The organism is Ruegeria sp. BI11 (assembly GCF_056538005.1).
This window is the reverse complement of sequence record NZ_JBQFSM010000006.1, coordinates 182,038-205,364: the sequence shown is the minus strand read 5'-3', so window position 1 is coordinate 205,364 and position 23,327 is coordinate 182,038. Positions and strand designations below refer to the sequence as shown.

Below are 23,327 nucleotides of genomic sequence, written 5' to 3'. Positions count from 1 at the left end.
ACAGGGAGTTTTCATTCAGATGTTTACCGTTTGCAAGCCCGTTCGCAAACTGGCGCATACCGCCGCCGTACTGGCAACAGCCGCATTTCTGGCCGCCTGTGACGTCAGCACCATTGGCGGAGGTCCGTCGATCGACACGTCCGACCCCGTGCCTGTTGCTCTGTTGGTCCCTGCAGGATCCGGACAGGCCGGTGATGAAGCATTGGCCCGCAGCTTGGAAAACGCTGCACGGTTGGCCATGTCGGATTTGCAGAATGTTCAGATTGACTTGCGCGTTTATGACACGCGGGGCAGCTCGAGTACGGCTGCGGCAGTTGCGCAGCAAGCGGTGGCAGACGGAGCAAAGATTATACTTGGCCCGGTCTATGCGCAGGCAGCGAATTCTGCAGGCATTGCGGCCCTGAGCAGCAACGTCAACGTACTGTCCTTCTCGAACAACACCAGCATTGCGGGTGGCAACGTCTTCGTGCTTGGGCCGACTTTCGACAATACAGCCAACCGCCTTGTCAGTTTTGCTGGGTCGCAAGGCAAATCGAACATGGTCATCGTTCACAGCAACGATGCTGCGGGCCAGTTGGGCCAAACTGCCATTGCCAACGCGCTTGCCGGCAGCCGCGTGAACAATGCGGGATCGGTGGGTTATGACCGTTCGCAGCAGGGCGTCATCAACTCGGTTCCCTCAGTCAAAGCAACCGTAGATGCGTCTGGCGCGGACTCGCTGTTCTTGACGGCAACCACAGCAGGCGCGCTGCCGCTTTTCACTCAGCTACTGCCCGAGGCGGGCGTTTCCACAACAAATACGCAGTTTATCGGTCTGACACGCTGGGACATCCCGCCCCAAACACTGGACCTGCCGGGTGTACAAGGTGGCTGGTTTGCCCTGCCAGACCCGTCGAAGGCGCAGGCATACCGGCAGCGGTATAACAATACCTATGGCGAGGCCCCGCACCCGATCAGTGGATTAGCCTATGACGGAATTGCCGCAATCGCCGCACTTGTAAGCCAGGGTAAATCCAACGCGCTGACCGCTTCGGCGCTGACCCAAAACGCCGGTTTCCAAGGCGTTGGCGGCATCTTCCGCCTGCGGCCGAATGGTACGAATGAACGCGGTCTGGCTGTCGCCACGATCCAGAATAAACAGGTAGTAGTGATTGACCCTGCCCCACAAAGCTTCACAGGCGCTGGTTTCTGAACAAACGGGTTTGACGCTTACCCCCAGGGGTGAGTTGATCTGCCCGGCCGAAGAAATTTTCGACAGCGCCGCCGTCATGGCACAGCTGTCGGAGGCCTTTGACAAGACCTCGGACAATGCAGCACGGCGAAATGAGACCGTGCGCATTTTGCGTGACGTCCAGAAAGCCGGACGTCAGGCCATTGCAGATGCCTTTGCCAAACGCCCCTTTGATGCGCGACCGCTGACCCATTCCTATACGTACCTGACCGACGGTTTGGTCTGTACCGCTATGAAGGTTTCAAGCGAGGATTTGCACCCCCTGGCCACGCCGACGCAGGGGGAAAGGATCGCAGTGCTGGCTGTGGGCGGTTACGGGCGTGGGGAAATGGCACCGTCATCCGATGTCGATCTGCTGTTCCTGACCCCATACAAGATCACCGCCTGGGCCGAGAGCGTGATCGAATCCATGCTATATATACTGTGGGATTTACGGTTGAAGGTTGGCCACGCGTCCCGCACGATCAAGGATTGTCTGCGCCTGGGTGCTGATGATTTCACCATCCGCACCTCAATGCTGGAACAACGTTATTTGGCGGGGGACAAACAGCTTGCGGCCGAGCTGGACAATCGCCTGAAGACTGACCTGTTCAAAGGCAGCGAACGCGAATTTATCGAAGCCAAGCTGCAGGAACGCGACGAGCGGCACCAGAAACAGGGTGAGCGCTATATGGTCGAGCCCAATGTCAAAGAGGGCAAGGGTGGGCTGCGCGATCTGCAATCGCTCTACTGGATCGCGAAATATATTTATGGCGTTCAGGATGTGGCGGAGTTGGTGCCACTGGGCCTGTTCACGCCCGAGGAATTCAAAACTTTCGTAAAGGCCGAGGATTTCCTGTGGGCTGTGCGCTCGCATCTGCATCTGGTGACCCGTCGCGCGACCGAGCAGCTGACCTTTGACCTGCAGGTCGAAGTGGCGGACCGGATGGGTTACGAAGACCGGGCCGGACGCCGCGCGGTCGAAGTGTTCATGCAGCGCTATTTCCGCGAGGCCACTTACGTAGGTGAGCTGACGCGCATCTTTCTGACCAAGCTGGAAGCCTCACACATCAAGGGCGAGGCGTTGCTTGACCGGATCTTTCGCCGCCGCCGTCGCGTCAAGGCAGGCTATAGAATGGTTCATGGTCGTCTGGACATTGCCGACCCCGAGAAATTCCTTGCTGACAAGCTGAACCTGCTGCGCCTGTTCGAAGAAGGTCTGCGCACCGGCATGCTGATCCACCCGGATGCGATGCGGCTAGTAACCGCAAACCTGAATCTGATCGACGACGATATGCGCGAAAACCGCGAAGCGCAGCGCATCTTTCTTGATCTGATGCTGAAACACGGCAATCCCGAACGTGCTTTGCGACGGATGAACGAACTGGGGGTATTGTCCGCTTTTCTGCCCGAGTTCGAGCACATCGTGGCGATGATGCAGTTCAACATGTATCACAGCTATACGGTGGACGAGCACACCATCCAATGCATCGTCAACCTTGCCCAGATCGAACGCGGGGAACTGATTGAATCTCTGCCTCTGGTGTCGTCGATCCTGAAGGGCGGCGTGAACCGCAAAGTTTTGTATGTCGCGCTACTGCTGCATGACATCGCCAAAGGACGGCCCGAGGATCACTCGATCCTCGGCGCGCAAATCGCCCGTAAGGTTGCGCCCCGGTTGGGGCTGAACAAGTCGGATTCGGAAACTGTGGAATGGCTGGTGCGATATCACCTACTCATGTCGGACATGGCGCAAAAGCGCGATATCTCGGACCCGCGCACGGTACGTGATTTTGCCAAGGCGGTGAAAACGGTCAAGCGGCTGGATCTGCTGACGGTACTGACGGTCTGCGACATTCGCGGTGTTGGCCCAAACACGTGGAACAACTGGAAAGCCACCCTGCTGCGCGCCCTGCACGCCGAAACCAAACGCGCGCTTGAAACCGGGATGGAGGACCTTAATCGCGCCAATCGCGGGACCGAGGCCAAAAAAGCCTTGCGCAACGCGTTGTCGGACTGGTCCAAGGCCGACCTCAAGGTCGAAACCGGGCGGCATTACCCACCTTATTGGCAAGGTCTGAACCTGCCTACCCAAATAGAATTTGCCGAGATGCTGCGAGCGCTGGAACACAGCGGCGATCCGGGCGGGATGGAGATCCGCCTGCATCCGGACGAAGACCGCGACGCCACGCGTGCCTGTTTCGCGATGGGTGATCATCCCGGTATCTTTGCGCGTATCGCTGGCGCGCTGGCCTTGGTAGGTGCAAACGTGGTGGATGCGCGCAGCTACACCACGAAGGACGGCTATGTGACTGATGCTTTCTGGATTCAGGACGCCGAAGGCCACCCGTTCGAGGCTAGCCGCTTACCGCGTCTGAATCAGATGATTCAAAAGACACTTAAGGGCGAGGTCGTGGCCCGCGACGCGCTGAAATCGCGCGACAAGATCAAGAAACGCGAACGCGCCTTTAACGTGCCGACCCATATCACCTTCGACAATGACGGGTCCGAGATTTACACGATCATCGAGGTCGATACCCGCGACCGCCCCGGTCTGTTGTTTGATCTGACCCGGACGCTGGCCGCTGCCAATGTCTATATCGCCAACGCCGTCATCGCGACTTATGGCGAGCAGGTGGTGGATACTTTCTACGTCAAAGACATGTTCGGGCTGAAATACCATTCGGAAAGCAAGCAGCGCACGCTTGAAACCAAACTGCGCAAAGCCATCACCGAAGGCGCCGAGCGCGCGGTCTCATGAAGCAAATCCGTTTGTTTTCGGGCCTGTTCACGGTCGGGTTCTGGACGCTGGCCAGCCGGATTTTGGGTTTTTTGCGGGAAATCCTGCTGACTGCCTATATAGGGCCGGGTCCGGTGATGGACGCCTTTGTCGCCGCCTTCCGTCTGCCCAACATGTTCCGCCGTTTCTTTGCCGAGGGCGCGTTCAACGCAGCCTTTGTACCGATGTTTTCAAAGCGGCTGGAAAGTGAGGAAAACGCCGAAGGGTTTGCGCAAGACGCTTTCAATCTGCTGGCCGTAGCAGTGCTGGCACTGGTTGGGCTGGCAATGGTGTTCATGCCTGCGCTGGTCTGGATCACGGCCGAGGGGTTCCACGGCGATGAACGGTTCGATTTGGCCGTAGACTATGGCTATGTGGTTTTTCCCTACATCCTGTTTATGTCGCTGGCAGCACTGTTTTCGGGTGTTCTGAATGCCACAGGCCGCTTTGCTGCCGCCGCTGCCGCGCCCGTTTTGCTGAACATCTTCGCCTGCACGGCCCTTATCGCCGGGGCCGCAGCGGGGGGCGAGGTGATCCGTTGGCTGATCACTGTCATTCCAGTGGCCGGGATCGCGCAACTGGCGCTGGTCTGGGTGGCAACCGAGCGCGCAGGCATCCGCATCCGCCCCGGCCTGCCGAAACTCAGCCCCGAGATGCGCCATATGGTGCGCATCGCCGTTCCAGCCGCCTTGGCCATGGGCGTCACGCAGGTCAATCTGGTGGTGGGGCAATTGGTGGCCTCAAAAACCGAAAAGGCAGTCAGTTGGCTGTTCGCGGCGGATCGACTGTATCAACTGCCATTGGGCGTGGTGGGTATCGCTGTTGGCATCGTGTTGCTGCCCGATCTGTCGCGCCGCCTGCGCGCCGGGGACAAAGATGGTGCCCGAAATGCGTTTTCCCGCGCGGGTGAGTTCACTCTGTTGCTGACCATCCCCTCGACCGTGGCCTTTGTTATCCTGCCGAATCCATTGGTTTCGGTCCTGTTCGAGCGCGGTCAATTCAGCGCCGAAGACACCGCCGCCACGGCGTTGGCAGTAGCAATCTATGGCATCGGCCTGCCTGCCTTCATGCTGCAAAAGCTGCTGCAGCCGCTCTATTTCGCACGTGAGGATACGCGATCTCCGTTCCGCTATGCCATGGTCGCGATGATCGTGAATGCGGTGCTGGCCTTTGGTCTTTTTCCGCTGGTGGGATGGATCGCACCGGCAATCGCGGCGTCGGCTGCGGGTTGGGCCATGGTCTGTCTGCTAATCCTAGGTGCACGACGCATGGGTGAAGAGGCACGATTTGACGACCGGTTTAAACGTCGGGCGTGGCGCATCGTGGCCGCTTCGCTGGGGATGGGGGCCGTTTTGTACGCCGCTATTCACCTGTTCGGGTGGGCGTTCGAGCTGTCTGGCTGGCGCTATCTGGCGCTGATCATCCTGATTAAGGTCGCTGCGGCCACCTATTTCTTTCTGGGCCACCTGTTCGGTGCCTTCGAAGTGTCGGAATTCCGCAAAGCCCTACGCCGGTCGTGATCAGTCGCGGCGAATGCGCCGCACAATCCGCGACCAGCCACCCGGTGCCAGCAGGAACGAAAGGCCGAAGCCTGTGGCGAACCCGCCCAGATCAGCCACCCAGTCGGACGTGCCGCCAAACAGCAGGCCGAACACCAGTTGAATCCCCATCAGGGCCGCGATCAGACCAAAGGCGCGGTGCTGGTTTTCCCCTACCAGCGACAGCTTGCGCCACAGCAGCCACGTGAACGCGCCGATCAGGCCATAGACAGGCGGGAACCCTCCGACCAACGGATAGTTGGGATCCAACAGCAGGGCGTAGGCCAGCGCTCCGCCCACGCCAGACAGCACGAAGATCACCAGCATCTGAAACCCGCCAAAGACCTCAGCCACCATCTTGCCCATGGCCAGCAGGAAGACGCAGACAAAAACGGCCTGCGTGAAACTGCCCGACACGAACGGATAGGTCACGAAACGAATGACATGTTCGAACGGCCAGCGCCCGTTCTCGACCATCCAGTCGAAGATATCGGGTGAAAACGAATAGTTCTGCAACGCATCCAGTCGCCATCCCACCGCCGACGGCCCTCCGATCAACCCGCGCGAGCCCAAGGTAAAGGCAAGTTCCACCCCCATGATGAACAGCACCAAAGCCACCACAACGGGCGGCAAAGGGTTCACGGCGGGTGTATAATTCTCACTGCTCATTGGGCTGGCCTTTCGCGGCGGTTGACGTCCCTTGGCCTCATGGGTAAGCGACGGGGGCTGATTTTTCCAGACGGGAGTTCCCTTCGATGACCGAGACCCAGTTCACACCGCGCGTGTTTTCCGGCATCCAGCCGTCGGGAAACCTGCATCTTGGCAACTATCTGGGTGCGCTCAAACGGTTTGTGGATATGCAGCAGCCGGACATGGAGACCATCTATTGCATGGTCGATCTGCACGCGATCACCGTCTGGCAAGACCCCAAGGAACTGGCTCATTCAACACGTGAGCTGTGCGCTGGTTTCATCGCTGCCGGTCTCGATCCGGATAAATCGATCCTGTTCAACCAAAGCCAGGTTCCCGAGCACGCGCAACTGGCCTGGATCTTTAACTGTGTGGCCCGCATGGGTTGGATGCAGCGCATGACTCAGTGGAAGGATAAGGCCGGTAAGAACCAGCAAAACGCTTCGCTGGGCCTGTTCGCCTATCCGTCGCTGATGGCAGCCGATATCCTGACCTATCATGCGACGCATGTGCCGGTTGGCGATGACCAGAAACAGCATCTGGAACTGACCCGCGACATCGCGATCAAGTTCAACCATGACTATGGCGTCGATTTCTTTCCGATCACGGAACCGGTGATCGAAGGAGCAGCAACCCGTGTCATGAGCCTGCGCGACGGGTCCAAAAAGATGTCCAAGTCCGACCCGTCGGATATGAGCCGCATCAACATGACTGACGATGCCGACACGATTGCCAAAAAGATTCGCAAGGCCAAGACCGACCCGGATGCCCTTCCATCAGAAATCGACGGTCTGGAAGATCGTCCCGAGGCGCGCAATCTAGTGAACATTTTCGCTGCCCTCAGTGATCAGTCCGCCGAGCAGGTCTTGGCCGATGTTGGCGGCAAGCAATTCGGTGAATTCAAACCGATGCTGGCCGAACTGGCGGTGGCGAAACTGGCACCGATTTCGTCCGAAATGGCCCGTCTGATGGGTGAACAGGCCGAGATTGACCAGATTCTCGCCAAAGGTGCGGAAAAAGCCCGCGCGATTGCCGCGCCGATCCTGCAGCAGACCTACGAAATTGTGGGGATGGTCGGGCCCAAATAAGGCTGATTGCGCTGGACGTTGCCGTGACGCCTTCCTAGGTTTGCGGAAAGCTTGGGAGGGCATCATGGCAGTCGGCAAGAACATCCGCACCTATTTCGAGGGTCAGTGGCATGACGGGGATGCCCCGATCATGCGTGCGGCCGATCATGGTGCATGGCTGGGATCGTCTGTCTTCGACGGCGCCCGGTATTTCGAAGGCATGGCCCCGGACCTTGAGGCACATTGTGCCCGCGTGAACCGCTCGGCTCAGGCCCTCATGCTGACGCCATTTGTTTCAACCCAGCAGATGGTCGAGATCATCCTCGAGGGGTTGGCCACTTACGGGCCGGACTCAGCCGTCTATATCCGCCCGATGTATTGGGGCATCGACGGCGACGCGACCGCGATTGTCCCAAAGGAAAACAGCACTGGTTTCGCAATCTGTCTGGAAGAGATTCCGATGGCGCCCGAGACCGCCTCGGCTACGCTGGGTACCACCAGCTTTCGCCGCCCGGTTCTGGAATCGGCGGTGGTAAATGCCAAGGCCGGGTGCCTTTACCCCAACAACGCCCGCATGTTGAGCGAGGTTCGCGCCAAAGGGTTCTCGAACGCGTTGGTTGCCGATGCGCTGGGGCATGTGGCCGAAACAGCAACCGCCAACATCTTTTTGGTCCGCGACGGAGAGGTGTTTACGCCCACCCCCAACGGCACCTTTCTGGCTGGCATCACCCGCGCGCGCCACATCGAAAACCTGCGCGCCGACGGGACTGTGGTTCACGAAGCCATCCTCAGCTTTGACGACTTTCACAAAGCGGATGAGGTTTTTATGACCGGCAACATGAGCAAGATCACCCCGGTCACCGCGCTGGAAGACACCCAGTATCAAGTCGGCCCCGTCGCCCGCCGGGCACGCGAGCTGTATTGGGACTGGGCGCTGAGCACGCGGTAGCCCGTCGCTTATTGCCAGCACGCAAATGGTCGGGCATGATCGCCTGAAATATACGAGGACACTTCATGCGCAAATTCTTGGTCGTTCTGGATGACAGTCGCGAATGCCTGAACGCGATGCGTTTTGCCGCTATGCGCGCAGCCCACACCGGCGGCGGCGTTACAATCTTGTCGGTCATTCCACCAGATGAGTTCAACCACTGGATCGGCGTGGCCGAAGTGATGCGCGAGGAAGCACGCGAGCGTATTCACGCCCATTACGAGGTGTTCGCCAAGTGGATGCGCGACAAGCAGAACATCGACCCCGAACTGGCCATCCGCGAAGGCGAGCCGGTCGCCGAGATCATCGAACATGTGCAATCAGACCCCGAGATCGGCGTGCTTGTGCTGGGCGCGGGTGTCGAAAAGAAAGGCCCCGGACCGCTGGTGACGCAGCTGACCAAGAACTCGGGCAATCTGCCGATTCCGATCACCATCGTTCCCGGCGACCTGAGCAAGGAAAAGCTGGAAGAAATCACCTAAAAGGACACCCATGCAGCGCAGCATTCAGTTCTGGTTCGAATTCGCATCGACATACTCTTACCTCAGTGCGATGCGAATCGAGGATCTGGCTGCACAACACGGGGTGTCAGTTGAATGGCATCCCTTTTTGCTTGGTCCGATTTTCGCCGCACAAGGCTGGGACAATTCTCCGTTCAATATCTATCCCGCCAAGGGGCGCTATATGTGGCGCGATATGGAACGGTTGTCGGCCCGGCGCGGTCTGCGATTTGCCCGGCCTGACCCGTTTCCCCAGAATGGTCTGAAAGCCGCGCGGCTAGTGATGACAATTGAGTCTCATCCCCAAAGGGCTGCTTTTGTTCGGGCTGTCTATGCTGCCGAATTCGTCGATGGCCTGAACATTGCAGACGACAAGGTGCTAATTGACTGCATGTCTCAGGCCAGCCTGCCCCCGGAAACGCTGGCCCGTTGTAAGGACCCCGATATCAAATCGGCCTTGATAAATCAGACACAGACCGCGCAGGCTAAGGGGATGTTCGGAGCGCCAAGTTTTCTAGTGCGGGATGAGCTGTTCTGGGGCGATGATCGACTGGATGAAGCTATGCAACTGGCGGCTGAAATTTAGAATTGTTCCAAATCTTGACTTCGCCGGCCCGGACCCGCATATCAGGTACAACTGAAATGGAGCCGTGACATGTTCATCCAGACCGAATCCACGCCGAATCCTGCAACGCTAAAATTCCTGCCCGGCCAGCCGGTACTGGAAGCGGGCACTGCGGATTTCCCTTCGGCAGAAGCCGGGGAAAAATCACCTCTGGCCAAACGGATTTTTGCGGTGGCTGGCGTCACCGGTGTGTTCTTTGGCAATGATTTCGTCACCGTGACCAAATCGGATGACGTTCAGTGGGACCACATCAAACCCGCCATTTTGGGCGCTGTGATGGAACATTTCCAGTCCGGTCAACCGGTATTGGGCGAAGATGCCGTTGATGGGTCAGGTCATGCGGAACATTTCGGAGAGGATGCCGAAGTAGTCAATCAGATCAAAGACCTGCTGGATACGCGCGTGCGACCGGCGGTGGCTCAGGATGGGGGTGACATCACCTTTCACGGGTTTGACCGGGGCGTTGTTTACCTGCACATGCAAGGGGCCTGCGCGGGCTGCCCGTCCTCGACCCTGACGCTGAAAATGGGGATCGAGAACCTGCTGCGCCACTATATCCCCGAAGTGACCGAGGTTCGCCCTGTTGCCGTCTGACCCGATCATTCTGGCGTTTGATACATCGGCCGCGCATTGCGCGGCCGCTTTGTTACGCGGCGACACGATTGTCGCTTCGCGCGTTGAGCCCATGTCACGCGGTCAGGCCGAACGCTTGATGCCCTTGCTAGAGGAAGTTCTGACCGAGGCCAATTGCACATGGCGCGACCTAACCGCCATTGGGGTCGGGATCGGACCGGGGAATTTCACTGGCATCCGTATATCGGTCTCGGCAGCGCGGGGATTGGCTTTGGGGCTTGGCATCCCGGCGGTAGGGGTTTCTGGTTTTGATGCCTTGGCCGAAATCGGGGGCGGAATACCCGCCATCCGCGCTCCGCGTGAGCAGGTCTATGTCGCGCTACAGGGTCAGGACCCGGCGCTGATGGCGCAGGATCAGGCAGAATCACTTGGCGATTTGGTGCTGAACGACGACCCCGATCTGCAGGTCAGGGCCATTGCCCGGCTGACGCGTGAAAAATGGTCCAGCACAACTCAGCCTCCGGCCCCGTTATATATCCGCCCCGCCGATGCGGCCCCGTCCAAGGACTCGCCACCGGTTTTGCTGGACGGATGACACCGCGAGAGCTGGCCCATACCCATGCGGCGGCCTTCACGCAATCGCGGTCGTGGACGGAAGCGGAATTCGCTGATCTTCTGGCCAATCGGTTCACGCATATTGTTGGTAACGCTGACTGTTTTGCCCTGTTTCAGGTCATCACAGATGAGGCCGAACTGCTGACAATCGCCACCCATCCCAGCCAACAACGCCAAGGTCTGGCCCTGCGATGCATGCAAGTCTGGCACACGAAGGCCAAAACTCTGGGCGCAACCCGCGCCTTTCTGGACGTTGCGGCAGACAATCACCTGGCAATCGCGCTGTACAAGCGCTGTGGGTATTCAGCATGCGGCCTGCGCAAGGCTTACTATCTGCGCGAAAAGGCTGAAAAAATCGACGCCATCGGCATGAGCTGCGATCTGACCTGAGCGACGCGCCCGTATTTTTTCGACCATTTGGTCAAGAATCAGTTGACCGCACCGGTTGCAAACGCCCTTAATTCCCGCCATCACAACAGTTATGCTCGCTCACAGTGGGTAATCGGGGCTATCTTGACCCCGACCAACAATAACAAACGGGAGTATGAAATGACCCTGATGAAATCCTTGATGGGCGCTGCCGCCGCTGTCGCGCTGACCGCAGGTGCGGCCTTGGCCGAACCGGCCCTGATCTTTGACCTGGGCGGTAAGTTCGACAAATCGTTCAACGAAGCTGCGCATAACGGCGCATCGCGTTGGGCCGAGGAAACCGGTGGCACCTATCGTGAGATCGAACTGCAATCCGAAGCCCAACGTGAGCAAGCCCTGCGCCGCTTTGCCGAAGCTGGTCTGAGCCCGATCATCACCATGGGTTTCGCAATGGCCGATCCGCTGAGCACGGTTGTTGGTGATTACCCCTACACGAAATTTGTCGTTGTCGACGTGAACTGGCTGGACGCCCCGAACCTACGTCAGGTTGGTTTTGCCGAGCATGAAGGGTCTTATCTGGTTGGCATGATGGCGGCTATGGCCTCGGAATCCGGCACAATCGGCTTTATTGGCGGCATGGATGTCCCTCTGATCCGCCATTTCGGGTGCGGCTATGCACAGGGTGCAAAGGCCGTAAATCCTGATATCAACGTGGTCGCAAACATGACCGGCACTACTCCGGCCGCATGGAACGATCCGGTCAAGGGTTCCGAGCTGACCAAGGCGCAGATCAGCCAGGGTGCTGACGTTGTCTATGCAGCGGCAGGCGGCACCGGCGTTGGTGTTCTGCAAACCGCAGCCGACGAAGGCATCCTGTCGATCGGCGTGGACAGCAACCAGAACCACCTGCACCCCGGCAAGGTCCTGACCTCGATGCTGAAACGCGTGGATGTGGCCGTTTATGACGCCATGAGTGCAGGCAATGACATCGAGACCGGTGTATTCGCCATGGGTCTGGCCGAAGAAGGTGTTGGCGTTGCGATGGACGAAAACAACGCCGAGCTGGTTTCGGATGAGATGAAAGCAGCCGTTGACAAAGCCCGTCAGGACATCATCGACGGCAATGTCAGCGTTGTCAGCTATTACGAGAACGACAGCTGCCCGGCACTGCAGTTCTGATATCGCTTGGGGCGGGGGAGATCCTCCGCCTCACCCCCACTTGGCCGCATCTTTTGCGGCCCTTTCGGCAATTGAGGACACGACATGACAGTCCCCGCCATTGAGCTCAAAGGGATTTCCAAAGCCTTTGGGCCGGTTCAGGCCAACAAGGACATTTCCATAAGCGTCGCCCCCGGCACGATCCACGGGATCATCGGTGAAAACGGTGCGGGCAAATCCACGCTGATGAGCATTCTCTACGGTTTCTACAAGGCCGACAAAGGTGAGATCTGGATCAACGGCACCAAAACCGACATTCCTGACAGCCAGGCGGCGATTGCGGCGGGCATCGGCATGGTGTTCCAGCATTTCAAGCTTGTTGAAAATTTCACCGTTCTGGAAAACATCGTTTTGGGCGCAGAAGATGGCGGGCTGTTGGCCCCGTCTTTGTCCAAGGCTCGCAAGGAACTGAAAGAGCTGGAAGAAGAATACGAACTGTTCGTTGACCCCGACAAGCGCATCGACGAGATCGGCGTGGGGATGCAGCAGCGGGTCGAAATCCTAAAGGCGCTGTATCGCAAGGCCGAAATCCTGATCCTGGACGAACCCACCGGTGTTCTGACTCCGGCCGAAGCGGACCAGCTGTTCCGCATTCTCGACCGTCTGCGCGCCGAAGGGAAAACGATCATCGTGATCACCCACAAGCTGCGCGAAATCATGGAGAACACGGACACAGTCTCGGTGATGCGGCGCGGGCAGATGACAGCGACCGTAAAAACCGCCGAGACCAGCCCTGAAGAACTGGCCGAGCTGATGGTGGGCCGCAAAGTTCTGCTGCAGGTCGACAAGGTACCTGCGAAGCCGGGCAAACCCATTCTTGAGGTCGAAAACCTGCGCGTGGTTGACTCGGCTGGTGTTGAGCGCGTCAAGGGCATCGACCTGACCGTCCGCGCCGGTGAAATTGTCGGCATCGCCGGTGTTGCGGGCAATGGCCAGTCCGAACTGCTTGAGGTTCTGGGTGGGATGCGCCCCGGTCAGGGATCGATCAAACTGAATGGTGAACCGCTGGCGCTTAGTGGGCATGGGTCTGACGGACAGGCACGGCGGGCTCAGCACATCGCCCACGTCCCCGAAGACCGCCAGCGCGAGGGCCTGATCATGGACTTCCACGCGTGGGAAAACGTGGCTTTCGGCTATCACCGCGACCCTGCCTATAAACGCGGACTGTTCATGGACAACGCGGCTTTGCGTGCAGATACCGAGCGCAAGATTGAAAAGTTCGATGTGCGCCCACCGAACGGCTGGCTGACCGCCAAAAGCTTTTCGGGCGGCAACCAGCAGAAAATTGTCGTCGCACGCGAGATTGAGCGGAACCCTGACCTGTTGCTTGTTGGTCAACCAACACGTGGCGTCGATATCGGCGCAATCGAATTCATTCACAAACAGATCGTCGCTCTGCGCGATCAGGGCAAGGCGATCCTCCTGGTCTCGGTCGAACTCGAAGAGATCTTCTCGCTGTCCGACCGGATCGCAGTGATGTTTGACGGACATATCATGGGCGAACGCCTGCCCCATGAGTCAGATGAAAAAGAACTGGGCCTGCTAATGGCCGGTGTTGCGGAAGAGGCCGCGTGAAGCATGGATAAAATGCCCAAATGGGCCGATGTCGTTCTGATCCCGCTGATCAGTCTGATACTGGCCGCTATCCTTTCGGCGCTGGTTATTCTGGCCATTGGTGAAAACCCGGTTGAGGCGGTGAAGCTGATGGTCACTGGCGCGCTGGGGTCGACCTATGGCTGGGGCTATACGCTCTATTACGCGACCAATTTCATGTTTACCGGACTGGCGGTGGCCGTGGCATTCCATGCCCGGCTGTTCAACATCGGCGGTGAGGGCCAGGCCATGCTGGGCGGGCTAGGCGTTGCCATAGTGTGCCTTTACATCGATTGGCCGCACTGGAGCATCGCCCTGTTGGCCGCCTGCGCGGCGTCGATGCTGTTTGGGGCGGCATGGGCTGCGATCCCGGCCTATCTGCAAGCCAAACGTGGCAGCCATATCGTGATCACCACGATTATGTTCAACTTTATCGCAGCCGCGTTCCTGAACTATATGCTGGTCAACGTGATGCGCCCTCAGGGCTCGCAAGATCCGGCGACGGCACGCTTCCCCGAGGCGGTGCATCTGCCTACCTTCCAGTCAATGTTCTCGACCGCTGAAAACGCAGTGTTCAAAGGCGCGCCGGCCAATATCTCGTTCTTTATCGCAATCCTGGCTTGTTTCGTGGTCTGGGCGCTGATCTGGCGGACGCGGCTGGGATACGAAATCCGCGCATATGGTCATTCCGAAACTGGTGCTGTTTACGCCGGTATCTCGCCCGTGCGCATTACCATTGTCGCCATGCTGATCTCGGGTGCTTTGGCCGGCCTGATGGCCACCAACAACGTGATGGGTGAGGCTGAAAGGCTGGTTCTGAACTCGACCGAGGGTGCGGGTTTCATCGGTATCGCTGTGGCGCTGATGGGCCGATCACACCCGTTCGGTGTTTTCCTTGCCGCCATCCTGTTCGGGTTCCTCTATCAAGGCGGCGCCGAACTGGCGCTGTGGACCTCGATCCCGCGCGAACTGATTGTGGTCGTCCAGGCGCTTGTGATCCTATTCACCGGGGCGTTGGACAATATGGTCCGAATGCCGCTTGAAAAGCTGTTCCTTGGCTTGCGGAAAGGGGCAGAGTGATGGAGTTTTTCGTTACATTCATCCAAATCCTCGATTCCACGATCCGTCTGGCCACGCCGCTGTTGTTGGCCTGTCTGGCGGGGCTGTATTCGGAACGCGCGGGCATTTTCGATATCGGGCTGGAAGGCAAGATGCTGATGGCAGCCTTTTTCTCGGCGGCAATTGCCGCGGTGACCGGGTCGGTCTGGCTGGGACTGCTGGCGGGCATTGCCTCCTCGTTGGTCTTGTCAGGCTTGCATGGGATGGCGTCGATCACATTTCGTGGCAACCAGCTGATCTCAGGCGTCGCAATCAACTTCCTGGCGGCTGGTATGACCGTCCTAGTGGCCCAGAGCTGGTTCAAACAAGGGGGGCGAACACCTTCCTTGTTCGGGGATGGACGTTTCGAAGCTTCCGAATTTCCCTATGCGATTGGCCCGAAGGATGCAGAGCTGACCGGGCGTTCCGTGTCAGATCTGATGTCGGATACCAATGTAGTGCATCTTGTCTATTCCGAACTTCTATCGGGCCATTCCATTCTGGTCTATGTCGCGTTCCTGATGGTACCCGCAACCTGGTGGGTTCTGTTCCGCACACGGTTCGGACTGCGTCTGCGCGCAGTGGGTGAAAACCCGGCCGCTGTTGACACTGCTGGTGTCTCGGTTGTTGGTCTGCGCTACGCTGCCGTTGCGATTTGTGGTGTGCTATGCGGAATCGCTGGGGCGTATTTGGCCACCGCTCTACAGGCTGGGTTCGTCAAAGACATGACTGCGGGTCGCGGGTTCATTGCGCTGGCCGCGCTGATCTTTGCGAAATGGCGGCCATGGCATGCGATGTGGGCCTGTCTGCTGTTCGGTCTGTTGCAGGCGATTGCGTTGCGGTTCCAGAATATTGACCTGGGTGGCGTGGTCATCCCGGTTCAGGTGATGGATGCCCTGCCCTATATCCTGACCGTGGTTATTTTGGCCGGGTTCGTGGGCAAAGCCGTCCCCCCACGCGCCGGTGGCGAGCCCTATGTGAAAGAACGCTGATAAGTCCAGTTTAAAACTCATTTCAGTCCTGTTCGCTGCAGAGCGGCATGCAGAGTTGATTTTGCATGCCGCAACCGCTCTAAGGGGGTATGCGTTTGTTTCCTGTGATAGCCGAGATCGGATTCGTTCCTGTCAGGGTGACAAACACACAAAAACGTCCCGGTTCCGGGGTCCGTTTTTCAACTCAGCCAGATCGGCTTGTCGGTCACGCAGCCCGCGCGATCGGCAGGTTGGTATTCGCCATACAGCCGCATTGCGCGCGCGGTATTAAAGCCTCATCCCTGTGGTATGAGACGGGCCGGATCACTTTGTGTGACGCGTCTGACCTCATCCGGTAAATACACATGCAGATCTACCTTCCAATCGCCGAAGTCTCCGTCAACGCCTTTCTGCTGCTGGGGCTGGGTGGGATGGTTGGCATCCTGTCGGGCATGTTTGGCGTCGGCGGCGGTTTTCTGATGACGCCACTGCTGTTTTTCATCGGCATCCCCCCCGCTGTAGCCGTCGCAACCGAAGCCAACCAGATCGTCGCCTCATCCTTTTCCGGTGTTTTGGCGCATTTCCGACGAAAAACCGTTGATCTGAAAATGGGGACGGTCTTATTGGTCGGAGGCTTAATGGGTGCGGCCCTTGGGGTGGTGGTGTTCAACTATCTCAAAAGCCTAGGCCAGGTCGATCTGCTTGTGACATTGTGCTACGTCGTCTTCCTTGGCGTTGTCGGTGGTCTGATGTTCATCGAAAGCCTGCGGGCGCTGCGTAAGGCCAAAAAAGGCGGTGGTGCACCCGCAAAGCGGCGTCAACGGGGTTGGATTCATGCCTTGCCGTTCAAGATGCGCTTTCGCACTTCGGGGCTGTATATCTCGGTTATTCCACCAGTTCTGGTCGGGCTGTGCGTTGGCGTGCTGGCCGCCATCATGGGGGTCGGCGGCGGCTTTATCATGGTGCCTGCGATGATCTATCTGCTGGGCATGCCCACCAAGGTTGTGGTTGGTACTTCCCTGTTCCAGATCATCTTCGTGACCGGCTTTACCACCATGCTGCACGCGACCACGAACTACACGGTCGATGTCGTTCTGGCCGTGCTGCTGCTGATTGGCGGCGTCGTGGGTGCGCAGATTGGCACGGTGATCGGCTCGAAAATGCCCGCCGAACAGCTACGTGTGCTGCTGGCAGCTCTGGTTCTGGCGGTCTGCGGCAAGCTGGCACTGGACCTGCTGATCGAACCGTCCGAGCTGTATTCGCTTGGCAGCGAAGGGGGGCACTGATCATGCTGAAACGCCTGATTGCCCTGCTGGTTTTCTGCTGCACACCCGCCCTTGCGCAAGAGGAACAAGTCGTGCTGGGTCTCAGCCAGGACCGGGTCGCTATTACTGCAACTTTCGACGGTTCGGAGATCCTGATCTTTGGTGCCGTCAAACGGGAAGCGCCGATCCCGCCCGGCCCACCACTTGAGGTGATCGTGGCCGTGGCTGGGCCGTCCAGCCCGGTTATGGTTAGGCGCAAGGAACGCAAATTGGGGATCTGGGTTAATACCGATAGCGTTCTGGTCGACCTTGCCCCCAGTTTCTACGCCGTCGCCACCAGCGGACCGCTGAATGATATTCTCGCGGACACCGAGGATCTGCGGTATCGGATTTCAATCGAGCGCGCCATCCGCTCTGTCGGGGCGGCCATGCATATCCGTGGAGCTCAGGACTTCGCAAATGCCGTGGTCCGCATCCGCGAAGATGAAGGGCTGTATTCCATCCGGGAAAACACCGTGGCAGTGGACGAGCAAACCCTGTTTCGCACCTCGATCGCAATGCCCGCCGACCTGACCGAGGGTGCCTATGCCGCCCGCATCTTCCTGACGCGAGGCAAAGAGGTCATCTCTCAGTTTGAGACAACCATCGACGTGCGCAAAGTGGGGCTGGAGCGGTTCCTGTACAACATGTCTCGCCAGCAACCCGTGTGGTACGGGCTGATGTCTCTGGTCATTGCGATTGCCGCGGGTTGGGGGGCGTCGACAGCGTTCCGTCTGTTACGCGAATAACGCCTAACCACGCCCGATATAGGGCATCGTGGTGGCCATCACGGTCATGAACTGCACATTCGCCTCGGGCGGCAAGGTCGCCATATGCAGCACCGAGCGTGCTGCATCTTCCACCGCCATGGTCGGGTCGGGCGTCTTGCCCGCCTCGACAGCAGCATCCACCAACCCCTGCACCATCTGGGTGCGTGCATTGCCGATGTCAATCTGGCCACAGGCGACGCCGAATTCCCGCCCGTCCAGAGACAGGCTGCGGGTCAGGCCGGTAATGGCATGTTTCGTGGTTGTGTAATGCACGGAATTCGGACGTGGCACATGCGCAGCAATTGAGCCGTTGTTGATGATGCGTCCACCCTGTGGCGACTGATGGCGCATGATCCGAAACGCTTCGCGCGCGCATAGGAACATGCCGTTTAGATTGACGTTGACAGTTTGATACCAATCCTCCAGCGCAATGTCGTCAATGGTGCCACCGGGCGCAAAGATGCCAGCATTGTTGAACAGCACATCTAACCGCCCGGCCTTTTCCTGAAAGGCGCCAAAGGCCGTGTGGATCGCATTCGCATCCGTTACATCTGCGACCAGTGGCACCGCATTTACGCGACCCTTCGCCATCTCGTTCAGCGTATCAACGCTGCGGGCCAGTAGACCCACTGTCCAGCCTTCGTCCAGAAATAGTTCCGCTGCGGCACGCCCGATACCCGAGCTTGCGCCGGTTACGATGATGGATGTCATGACTCTTCTGCCTCCAATGTCAGCGATGCCGCCGGAACTGCGCGCAGGTCGTCCACGCGCAACGGATGGGTGGGTTTGGCCAACCGATTCCGAACTACCCAGATCAGCCGCTGTTGCGCCCGAGTGATGGCGACATAGGCCAGTCGTTTCCACAACGGTTGCCCGGCCTCGGTTCGGCCCATGCGTGCGGCGGCGTAAATGTCAGGCGCAAAGACCTGTACCGTATCCCATTGCGAGCCCTGCGCCTTATGAATGGTCACCGCCGCGCCATGCAGAAAGGTTGCGCCCATACGGGCGGCAAAAGGGATGAAGGGTTCTTCCTCATCCGGTTTCTCGATCTTTACGATCGAGGCCGCACTGACCTGCGGGTCCTCGGCCCCCATTACATGCAGACGTGAGAATCCTGGCTTGCGCCCCGGCCCCAGATAGATGACCTGAGCACCTTTGATCAGCCCGCGCGCCTCAAGGTCCAGGCGCTTCTTGCGGTGTTTCAGCGGCAGTTCAATGCCGTCACAGATCAGCGGTTCGCCTTCCAGCAGCTCGGTATCCGGTGCACCGTGGACATGGCGGAAGGCCTGAATCAACCGAATACGCGTGGCGTTGCGCCAGACCAAAACCGGGCTGCGGGCCATCAGATCGACCTCAACACGCTGCCCCCAGACAACGCGGTCATCCTGACGGGCGGTCTGTTCGACAAGGCGTTCGAAATCCTCGAACCCCATCTGAGGGTCTGCCAACGCGTGGGCCAGATCCAGAATAGGGTTGTCCGCCTCTTGCCGGTGGACCCGGTGAAGGATTTGTTTGCGCGGTTCCGGTAAAGCCTCAAACACCATGCTGCCCGATTGATTGACGGGGGCAAGCTGGGCTGGATCACCAAACAACAGCAGGGTCGGAAAAATCTCTTGCAGGTCCTCAAATTGCCGGTCGTCCAGCATCGAGGCCTCATCGACGAACCCGATATCCAATGGTTCATCTCGGCGTTTCCAACCGGTGATGAAATCCGACCCGCGCAATCCGGCGGCGGCCAAAGCACCAGGGATGGACTTGTTGTTCGCATAGAACGCTGCGGCGCGGTCCAATGCCTCGTCCGTTAGGCCTTCGATTTCAGGGCGTTCGTCATTGCCTGCCAGCCACTCGGCGATGCGTTCGTATTCCGGGTCATAGACCGGTGTATAGAGAATTCGGTGAATGGTCGTTGCCGGCACGCCACGCAGGCGCAACACACTGGCGGCCTTGTTGGTGGGGGCCAGGATTGCAAGGCTGCGCTTTTCTTTTGCTTTGCGGCTTTCGAAATCACCCGAAACGATCTGAACACCAGTTTCGGCCAGGGCCTTGTACAGCTCGGCCAACAACAGGGTCTTGCCGGAACCGGCCTTGCCGATCACTGCCATTACACCGGATTTGCCGTTGCCAGGCAGTTTCAGAAGGGCGTCATCATCCAGGTCGACACCAGCAGATCGCAGCATTTCCGAGATGCTGTCATAGGCGGCGGCCTGGTCGTCAGAGAAGGTCACGGGGGGCAAAGACATGGCGCGACCCTACAGGGCCGCGCCAGCTATCACCAGAGAGGGATTGGGGTTTTCGCCCGATCAGGCCGACAGCGAAAATCGGTGCTGCCGCCCGATGCCAAAGGCAGTCTTGAACCACAGGTGCGACAGCTCTCGCGGGATGCCCGCGCGTTCGGCCACTCGGTTGCAATCATCGGCCGAGTAGGGCCATAGCCCGACCGAAATCTGATCGCGCCCCTTCCCTTCGGTCCCCAGTACTACCGGGGACGATCCGATCAAGCGGTAGATCCGAATCATGCGCGCATCGAAGACCCCGGCGATATGGGTCAGGCCGAACCCTTCCATCATCTCACCGCCGCTCAGCATGATGGCACCTGCCGTGTGCGGGCTTGCCGTACGCGACAGGCAGAACCGGGTAACCTCCCAAATCAACGGGCTGCAGACCGGCTGGCCACCGTTCAGATGCCCGAACACCTCGTTCACCATGACCGGGCCGGTGGTAGGCAGCACACGCATCGAGCCGCCATGACTGCCATCTTCTTCTTCCCAAATGACATAGAGCGGATTTAGGTCGTCATACTGATCCCGCTCTTCTCCTCTTTCGTTGACGTGCACGTCCCAACCCAACCGGGTTTTGAACTGATCTGCGCGATCCCGGAACATTCCTTCGGCCAATTCCGGAAACTTGTGCAGCTCATCGGCATACAAATAGCGCAACATGACTGTTTTCCCCTTGTCGTCCTGTGCAGGAACGAAGGGGGTACAAAGTCATGGTTAATTTCCCGTTCTGAGAGCGCGCGCCTCTTAAACCACTATTAATCCCCGGCTGAGCGCCGTGGCGATGGCGTGGGTTGTATTCTGCGCCCCAAGCTTGGCGCGGGCGCCTTCGATGTAGACCCGCAACGTATGCTCGGAAATAGACAGCGAATGGGCCACCTGCGCCCGGCTGTAACCCAGCGCCAGCAAGGTCATTGCATCGACCTCGCGTGGTGACAGCCCGCGGGCAGAGTCGGGTTGCCGGTCACTTTCGAACTCTAACGCTTTGCGGTTGAAATAATGCGCGATCAAGATCATCTCGCGACCATATTTTTCGATGAATCGCTGCCACGTTTCGTCGTCACAGGTGTGGTTGACCGTGAACAAAGCAAATTGTCCGTTCGGCCCCCGGATCGGGATTGAATAGCCCTGATTGCCGACGCCGTGGCTCTGCGCATCCTGCAAGAATGCCTTGGCAGCTTTGCTGGACCAATCCAGCGATTTCCAGTCAACCGGATGAAAGCGCTGAAAACACCCAAGAATGACCGGATCTATGCGGTGATAGTTCTTTTCCAGATACCGTTCGGCCCAAGCATCGGGATAGGTCGTATAGCCGTATTGATCCCCGGCTCCATCGACCCAATGGTATATAAGGTGTTCGACTTTCAGCCTGTCGCGCAATCGGATCGCGACATTGCTTAATTCATCAAGCGTGCTGGTGCTTTCCAAGTCCTCCAGGACCTGGCTCGTATCGAGTATTTTTCCCATTCGCGGGCGTCCGTACCTCAGCCTTCACGGACGCGATCTCGGCTGCGGCGATCAGCTTGGTGTCGTCCAGCTGTTCGGCCAGCGCGATCAAGCCATTCTCAACGGCGAAAGCGTTGAGGTCCGACAACACGTCCAGTATCCACTCATTCTGCGCCATCAGGGTCTCTCCGAAAGGGTTAACGAAGTGTTAACACAACCATAACATGTGCAATATTTTTTTGCCTATTCACTGCTTTCTACTCCCCAAAAACAGTGATGTTATTTTATTTAACCCATTAATAAAAATAGTGTTTTTCTAAAAAATCAACGCCCGCGAACCGTTAAAACGATTCGCGGGCATCAGTTCTCAATTTAAGTGCAGCTCAACCGCGGGCGTCCAAAACCTCTTCCAGCGTACGCATTCCGGTCTGCGGCGCCTGAACCAGAACCGACATATTCCCCGGCTTATGCTCGTTCCGCATCATTTTCATATGTGCGTCGGGCAGTTCATTCCACGAGAACACCTCGGACATGCATGGATCCAGGCGGCGCTCGACCATCAGCTGGTTCGCAGCGGCTGCTTGCTTCAGATGCGCAAAGTGCGAACCCTGCAGACGCTTCTGGTGCATCCACATATAGCGCACGTCGAAGGTCAGGTTGTAGCCGGTGGTCCCGGCACAGATTACAACCATACCGCCTTTTTTCACGACAAAGGTCGAAACCGGGAAGGTGCTTTCGCCCGGATGTTCGAACACCATGTCGACATTGTTGCCTTTGCCGGTGATGTCCCAGATGGCTTTGCCGAACTTGCGCGCCTCTTTGAACCACTCGGCATATTCCGGAGTGTTCACGGTAGGCAATTGACCCCAGCAGTTGAAATCCTTGCGGTTCAGAACGCCCTTGGCACCCAGACCCATCACAAAGTCGCGCTTGCTTTCGTCCGAGATCACACCGATCGCGTTCGCACCTGCGGTGTTGATCAGCTGGATCGCATAGGACCCCAAACCACCTGACGCGCCCCAGACCAGGACGTTCTGGCCCGGCTTCAGATCATGCGGCTCGTGACCGAACAGCATGCGATATGCAGTCGCCAACGTCAGCGTGTAACATGCGCTTTCTTCCCAGGTCAGGTGCTTGGGGCGTGGCATCAGCTGCTGTGCCTGAACATTGGTGAACTGTGCGAACGACCCGTCCGGCGTTTCATAGCCCCAGATCCGTTGGCTGGTCGAAAACATCGGATCGCCGCCATTACAATGTTCGTCGTCGCCGTCATCCTGGTTGCAGTGGATCACGACCTCGTCGCCCACTTTCCAACGCTTGACCTTGTCACCCACGGCCCAAACGATACCCGATGCATCAGAGCCGGCGATGTGGAAGGGCTGACCATGACCGTCAAACGGGCTGATCGGTTTGCCCAGCGACGCCCAGACGCCGTTGTAGTTGACGCCCGCAGCCATCACCAGAACCAGCACTTCGTGGCTGTCCAGCTTGGGGACATCGACCACTTCCAGCTGCATTGCCGTGTCCGGCTCGCCATGGCGTTCCTTGCGGATCGCCCATGCATACATTTGTTTCGGGACATACCCCATCGGAGGGATTTCACCCATCTCATAGAGGTCTTTTTCCGGTGCCTCGTACGACGCGATGCCGCTATCGGTGTCCAGAGCCATGTTGGCCTCCTTTATTCAGAATCCTCG

Annotated in this window: 23 protein-coding genes; 16 read left to right on the top strand and 7 right to left on the bottom strand. The window is 58.4% G+C overall.

Annotation, left to right across the window (positions count from 1 at the left end):
* Window positions 1-19 precede the first annotated feature (19 nt).
* The 3 genes from ACR0DT_RS14875 to murJ are packed head-to-tail and all read left to right on the top strand — an operon-like array spanning window position 20 to window position 5,509.
* Window positions 20-1,192, top strand: coding sequence for a penicillin-binding protein activator (locus tag ACR0DT_RS14875; protein ID WP_480711502.1), 1,173 nt, complete (start codon window positions 20-22; stop codon window positions 1,190-1,192).
* Window positions 1,152-3,971: a [protein-PII] uridylyltransferase gene (locus tag ACR0DT_RS14870; protein WP_480711501.1), complete on the top strand. Its 2,820-nt coding sequence runs from the start codon at window positions 1,152-1,154 to the stop codon at window positions 3,969-3,971. Before ACR0DT_RS14875 ends, ACR0DT_RS14870 begins: the two co-directional genes overlap by 41 nt.
* On the top strand, window positions 3,968-5,509 hold the full coding sequence (gene murJ, locus ACR0DT_RS14865; RefSeq protein WP_480711500.1) for a murein biosynthesis integral membrane protein MurJ: 1,542 nt from the start codon (window positions 3,968-3,970) through the stop codon (window positions 5,507-5,509). Before ACR0DT_RS14870 ends, murJ begins: the two co-directional genes overlap by 4 nt.
* Here the strand turns inward: murJ and ACR0DT_RS14860 are convergent, their stop codons facing one another.
* A complete protein-coding gene (locus ACR0DT_RS14860) occupies window positions 5,510-6,196 on the bottom strand; it encodes a rhomboid family intramembrane serine protease (protein ID WP_480711499.1) in 687 nt (228 codons plus the stop codon). It lies immediately after the preceding gene.
* An 86-nt stretch (window positions 6,197-6,282) separates the two neighbouring features.
* Between ACR0DT_RS14860 and trpS the strand changes: the two genes are divergently transcribed.
* From trpS to ACR0DT_RS14795, 13 genes are all read left to right on the top strand, one after another.
* Window positions 6,283-7,305, top strand: coding sequence for a tryptophan--tRNA ligase (gene trpS, locus ACR0DT_RS14855; protein ID WP_480711498.1), 1,023 nt, complete (start codon window positions 6,283-6,285; stop codon window positions 7,303-7,305).
* Between the two features lie 64 nt (window positions 7,306-7,369).
* Complete coding sequence (locus tag ACR0DT_RS14850) at window positions 7,370-8,233, top strand: branched-chain amino acid aminotransferase (RefSeq protein WP_480711497.1); 864 nt, start codon at window positions 7,370-7,372, stop codon at window positions 8,231-8,233.
* A gap of 65 nt (window positions 8,234-8,298) precedes the next feature.
* Window positions 8,299-8,754: a universal stress protein gene (locus ACR0DT_RS14845; protein WP_170350587.1), complete on the top strand. Its 456-nt coding sequence runs from the start codon at window positions 8,299-8,301 to the stop codon at window positions 8,752-8,754.
* A gap of 10 nt (window positions 8,755-8,764) precedes the next feature.
* The gene (locus ACR0DT_RS14840) at window positions 8,765-9,358 is read left to right on the top strand and encodes a DsbA family protein (RefSeq protein ID WP_480711496.1); all 594 of its coding nucleotides are present in this window, start codon (window positions 8,765-8,767) and stop codon (window positions 9,356-9,358) included.
* A 69-nt stretch (window positions 9,359-9,427) separates the two neighbouring features.
* On the top strand, window positions 9,428-9,991 hold the full coding sequence (locus ACR0DT_RS14835; RefSeq protein ID WP_480711495.1) for a NifU family protein: 564 nt from the start codon (window positions 9,428-9,430) through the stop codon (window positions 9,989-9,991).
* Entirely contained in the window at window positions 9,981-10,565 is a 585-nt protein-coding gene (tsaB, locus tag ACR0DT_RS14830) for a tRNA (adenosine(37)-N6)-threonylcarbamoyltransferase complex dimerization subunit type 1 TsaB (RefSeq protein ID WP_480711494.1), read from the top strand. Before ACR0DT_RS14835 ends, tsaB begins: the two co-directional genes overlap by 11 nt.
* Window positions 10,562-10,975 carry a GNAT family N-acetyltransferase gene (locus ACR0DT_RS14825; protein WP_480711493.1) on the top strand — a complete coding sequence of 138 codons (414 nt, stop codon included), beginning with the start codon at window positions 10,562-10,564 and terminating at the stop codon, window positions 10,973-10,975. Before tsaB ends, ACR0DT_RS14825 begins: the two co-directional genes overlap by 4 nt.
* Window positions 10,976-11,134: 159 nt before the next feature.
* On the top strand, window positions 11,135-12,133 hold the full coding sequence (locus ACR0DT_RS14820; RefSeq protein WP_480711492.1) for a BMP family lipoprotein: 999 nt from the start codon (window positions 11,135-11,137) through the stop codon (window positions 12,131-12,133).
* Window positions 12,134-12,217: 84 nt separating this feature from the next.
* The gene (locus ACR0DT_RS14815) at window positions 12,218-13,747 is read left to right on the top strand and encodes an ABC transporter ATP-binding protein (RefSeq protein WP_480711491.1); all 1,530 of its coding nucleotides are present in this window, start codon (window positions 12,218-12,220) and stop codon (window positions 13,745-13,747) included.
* 3 nt (window positions 13,748-13,750) lie between these two features.
* Complete coding sequence (locus ACR0DT_RS14810) at window positions 13,751-14,845, top strand: ABC transporter permease (RefSeq protein WP_480711490.1); 1,095 nt, start codon at window positions 13,751-13,753, stop codon at window positions 14,843-14,845.
* The gene (locus ACR0DT_RS14805; RefSeq protein WP_480711489.1) at window positions 14,845-15,855 is read left to right on the top strand and encodes an ABC transporter permease; all 1,011 of its coding nucleotides are present in this window, start codon (window positions 14,845-14,847) and stop codon (window positions 15,853-15,855) included. The genes ACR0DT_RS14810 and ACR0DT_RS14805 overlap by 1 nt, the downstream gene beginning before the upstream one ends.
* Before the next feature lie 344 nt (window positions 15,856-16,199).
* The gene (locus ACR0DT_RS14800) at window positions 16,200-17,120 is read left to right on the top strand and encodes a sulfite exporter TauE/SafE family protein (RefSeq protein ID WP_480711488.1); all 921 of its coding nucleotides are present in this window, start codon (window positions 16,200-16,202) and stop codon (window positions 17,118-17,120) included.
* A 2-nt stretch (window positions 17,121-17,122) separates the two neighbouring features.
* Entirely contained in the window at window positions 17,123-17,887 is a 765-nt protein-coding gene (locus tag ACR0DT_RS14795) for a TIGR02186 family protein (RefSeq protein WP_480711487.1), read from the top strand.
* Window positions 17,888-17,890: 3 nt separating this feature from the next.
* Here ACR0DT_RS14795 and ACR0DT_RS14790 read toward each other — a convergent pair whose 3' ends face one another.
* The 6 genes from ACR0DT_RS14790 to ccrA form a co-directional block, all read right to left on the bottom strand.
* Window positions 17,891-18,619: an SDR family oxidoreductase gene (locus ACR0DT_RS14790; RefSeq protein ID WP_480711486.1), complete on the bottom strand. Its 729-nt coding sequence runs from the start codon at window positions 18,617-18,619 to the stop codon at window positions 17,891-17,893.
* Window positions 18,616-20,148 (bottom strand): ATP-dependent DNA helicase, encoded by a 1,533-nt coding sequence (locus ACR0DT_RS14785; RefSeq protein ID WP_480711485.1) that lies wholly within the window; start codon window positions 20,146-20,148, stop codon window positions 18,616-18,618. The genes ACR0DT_RS14790 and ACR0DT_RS14785 overlap by 4 nt, the downstream gene beginning before the upstream one ends.
* A 60-nt stretch (window positions 20,149-20,208) precedes the next feature.
* Window positions 20,209-20,847 (bottom strand): acyl-homoserine-lactone synthase, encoded by a 639-nt coding sequence (locus tag ACR0DT_RS14780; RefSeq protein ID WP_480711484.1) that lies wholly within the window; start codon window positions 20,845-20,847, stop codon window positions 20,209-20,211.
* Window positions 20,848-20,931: 84 nt separating this feature from the next.
* Window positions 20,932-21,651, bottom strand: coding sequence for a helix-turn-helix transcriptional regulator (locus ACR0DT_RS14775; RefSeq protein ID WP_480711483.1), 720 nt, complete (start codon window positions 21,649-21,651; stop codon window positions 20,932-20,934).
* Window positions 21,590-21,808, bottom strand: a complete 219-nt coding sequence (locus ACR0DT_RS14770; RefSeq protein ID WP_480711482.1) for a hypothetical protein — start codon at window positions 21,806-21,808, stop codon at window positions 21,590-21,592. The genes ACR0DT_RS14775 and ACR0DT_RS14770 overlap by 62 nt, the downstream gene beginning before the upstream one ends.
* A gap of 205 nt (window positions 21,809-22,013) precedes the next feature.
* Window positions 22,014-23,300 carry a crotonyl-CoA carboxylase/reductase gene (ccrA, locus tag ACR0DT_RS14765; RefSeq protein WP_480711481.1) on the bottom strand — a complete coding sequence of 429 codons (1,287 nt, stop codon included), beginning with the start codon at window positions 23,298-23,300 and terminating at the stop codon, window positions 22,014-22,016.
* Between the last annotated feature and the right edge of the window lie 27 nt (window positions 23,301-23,327).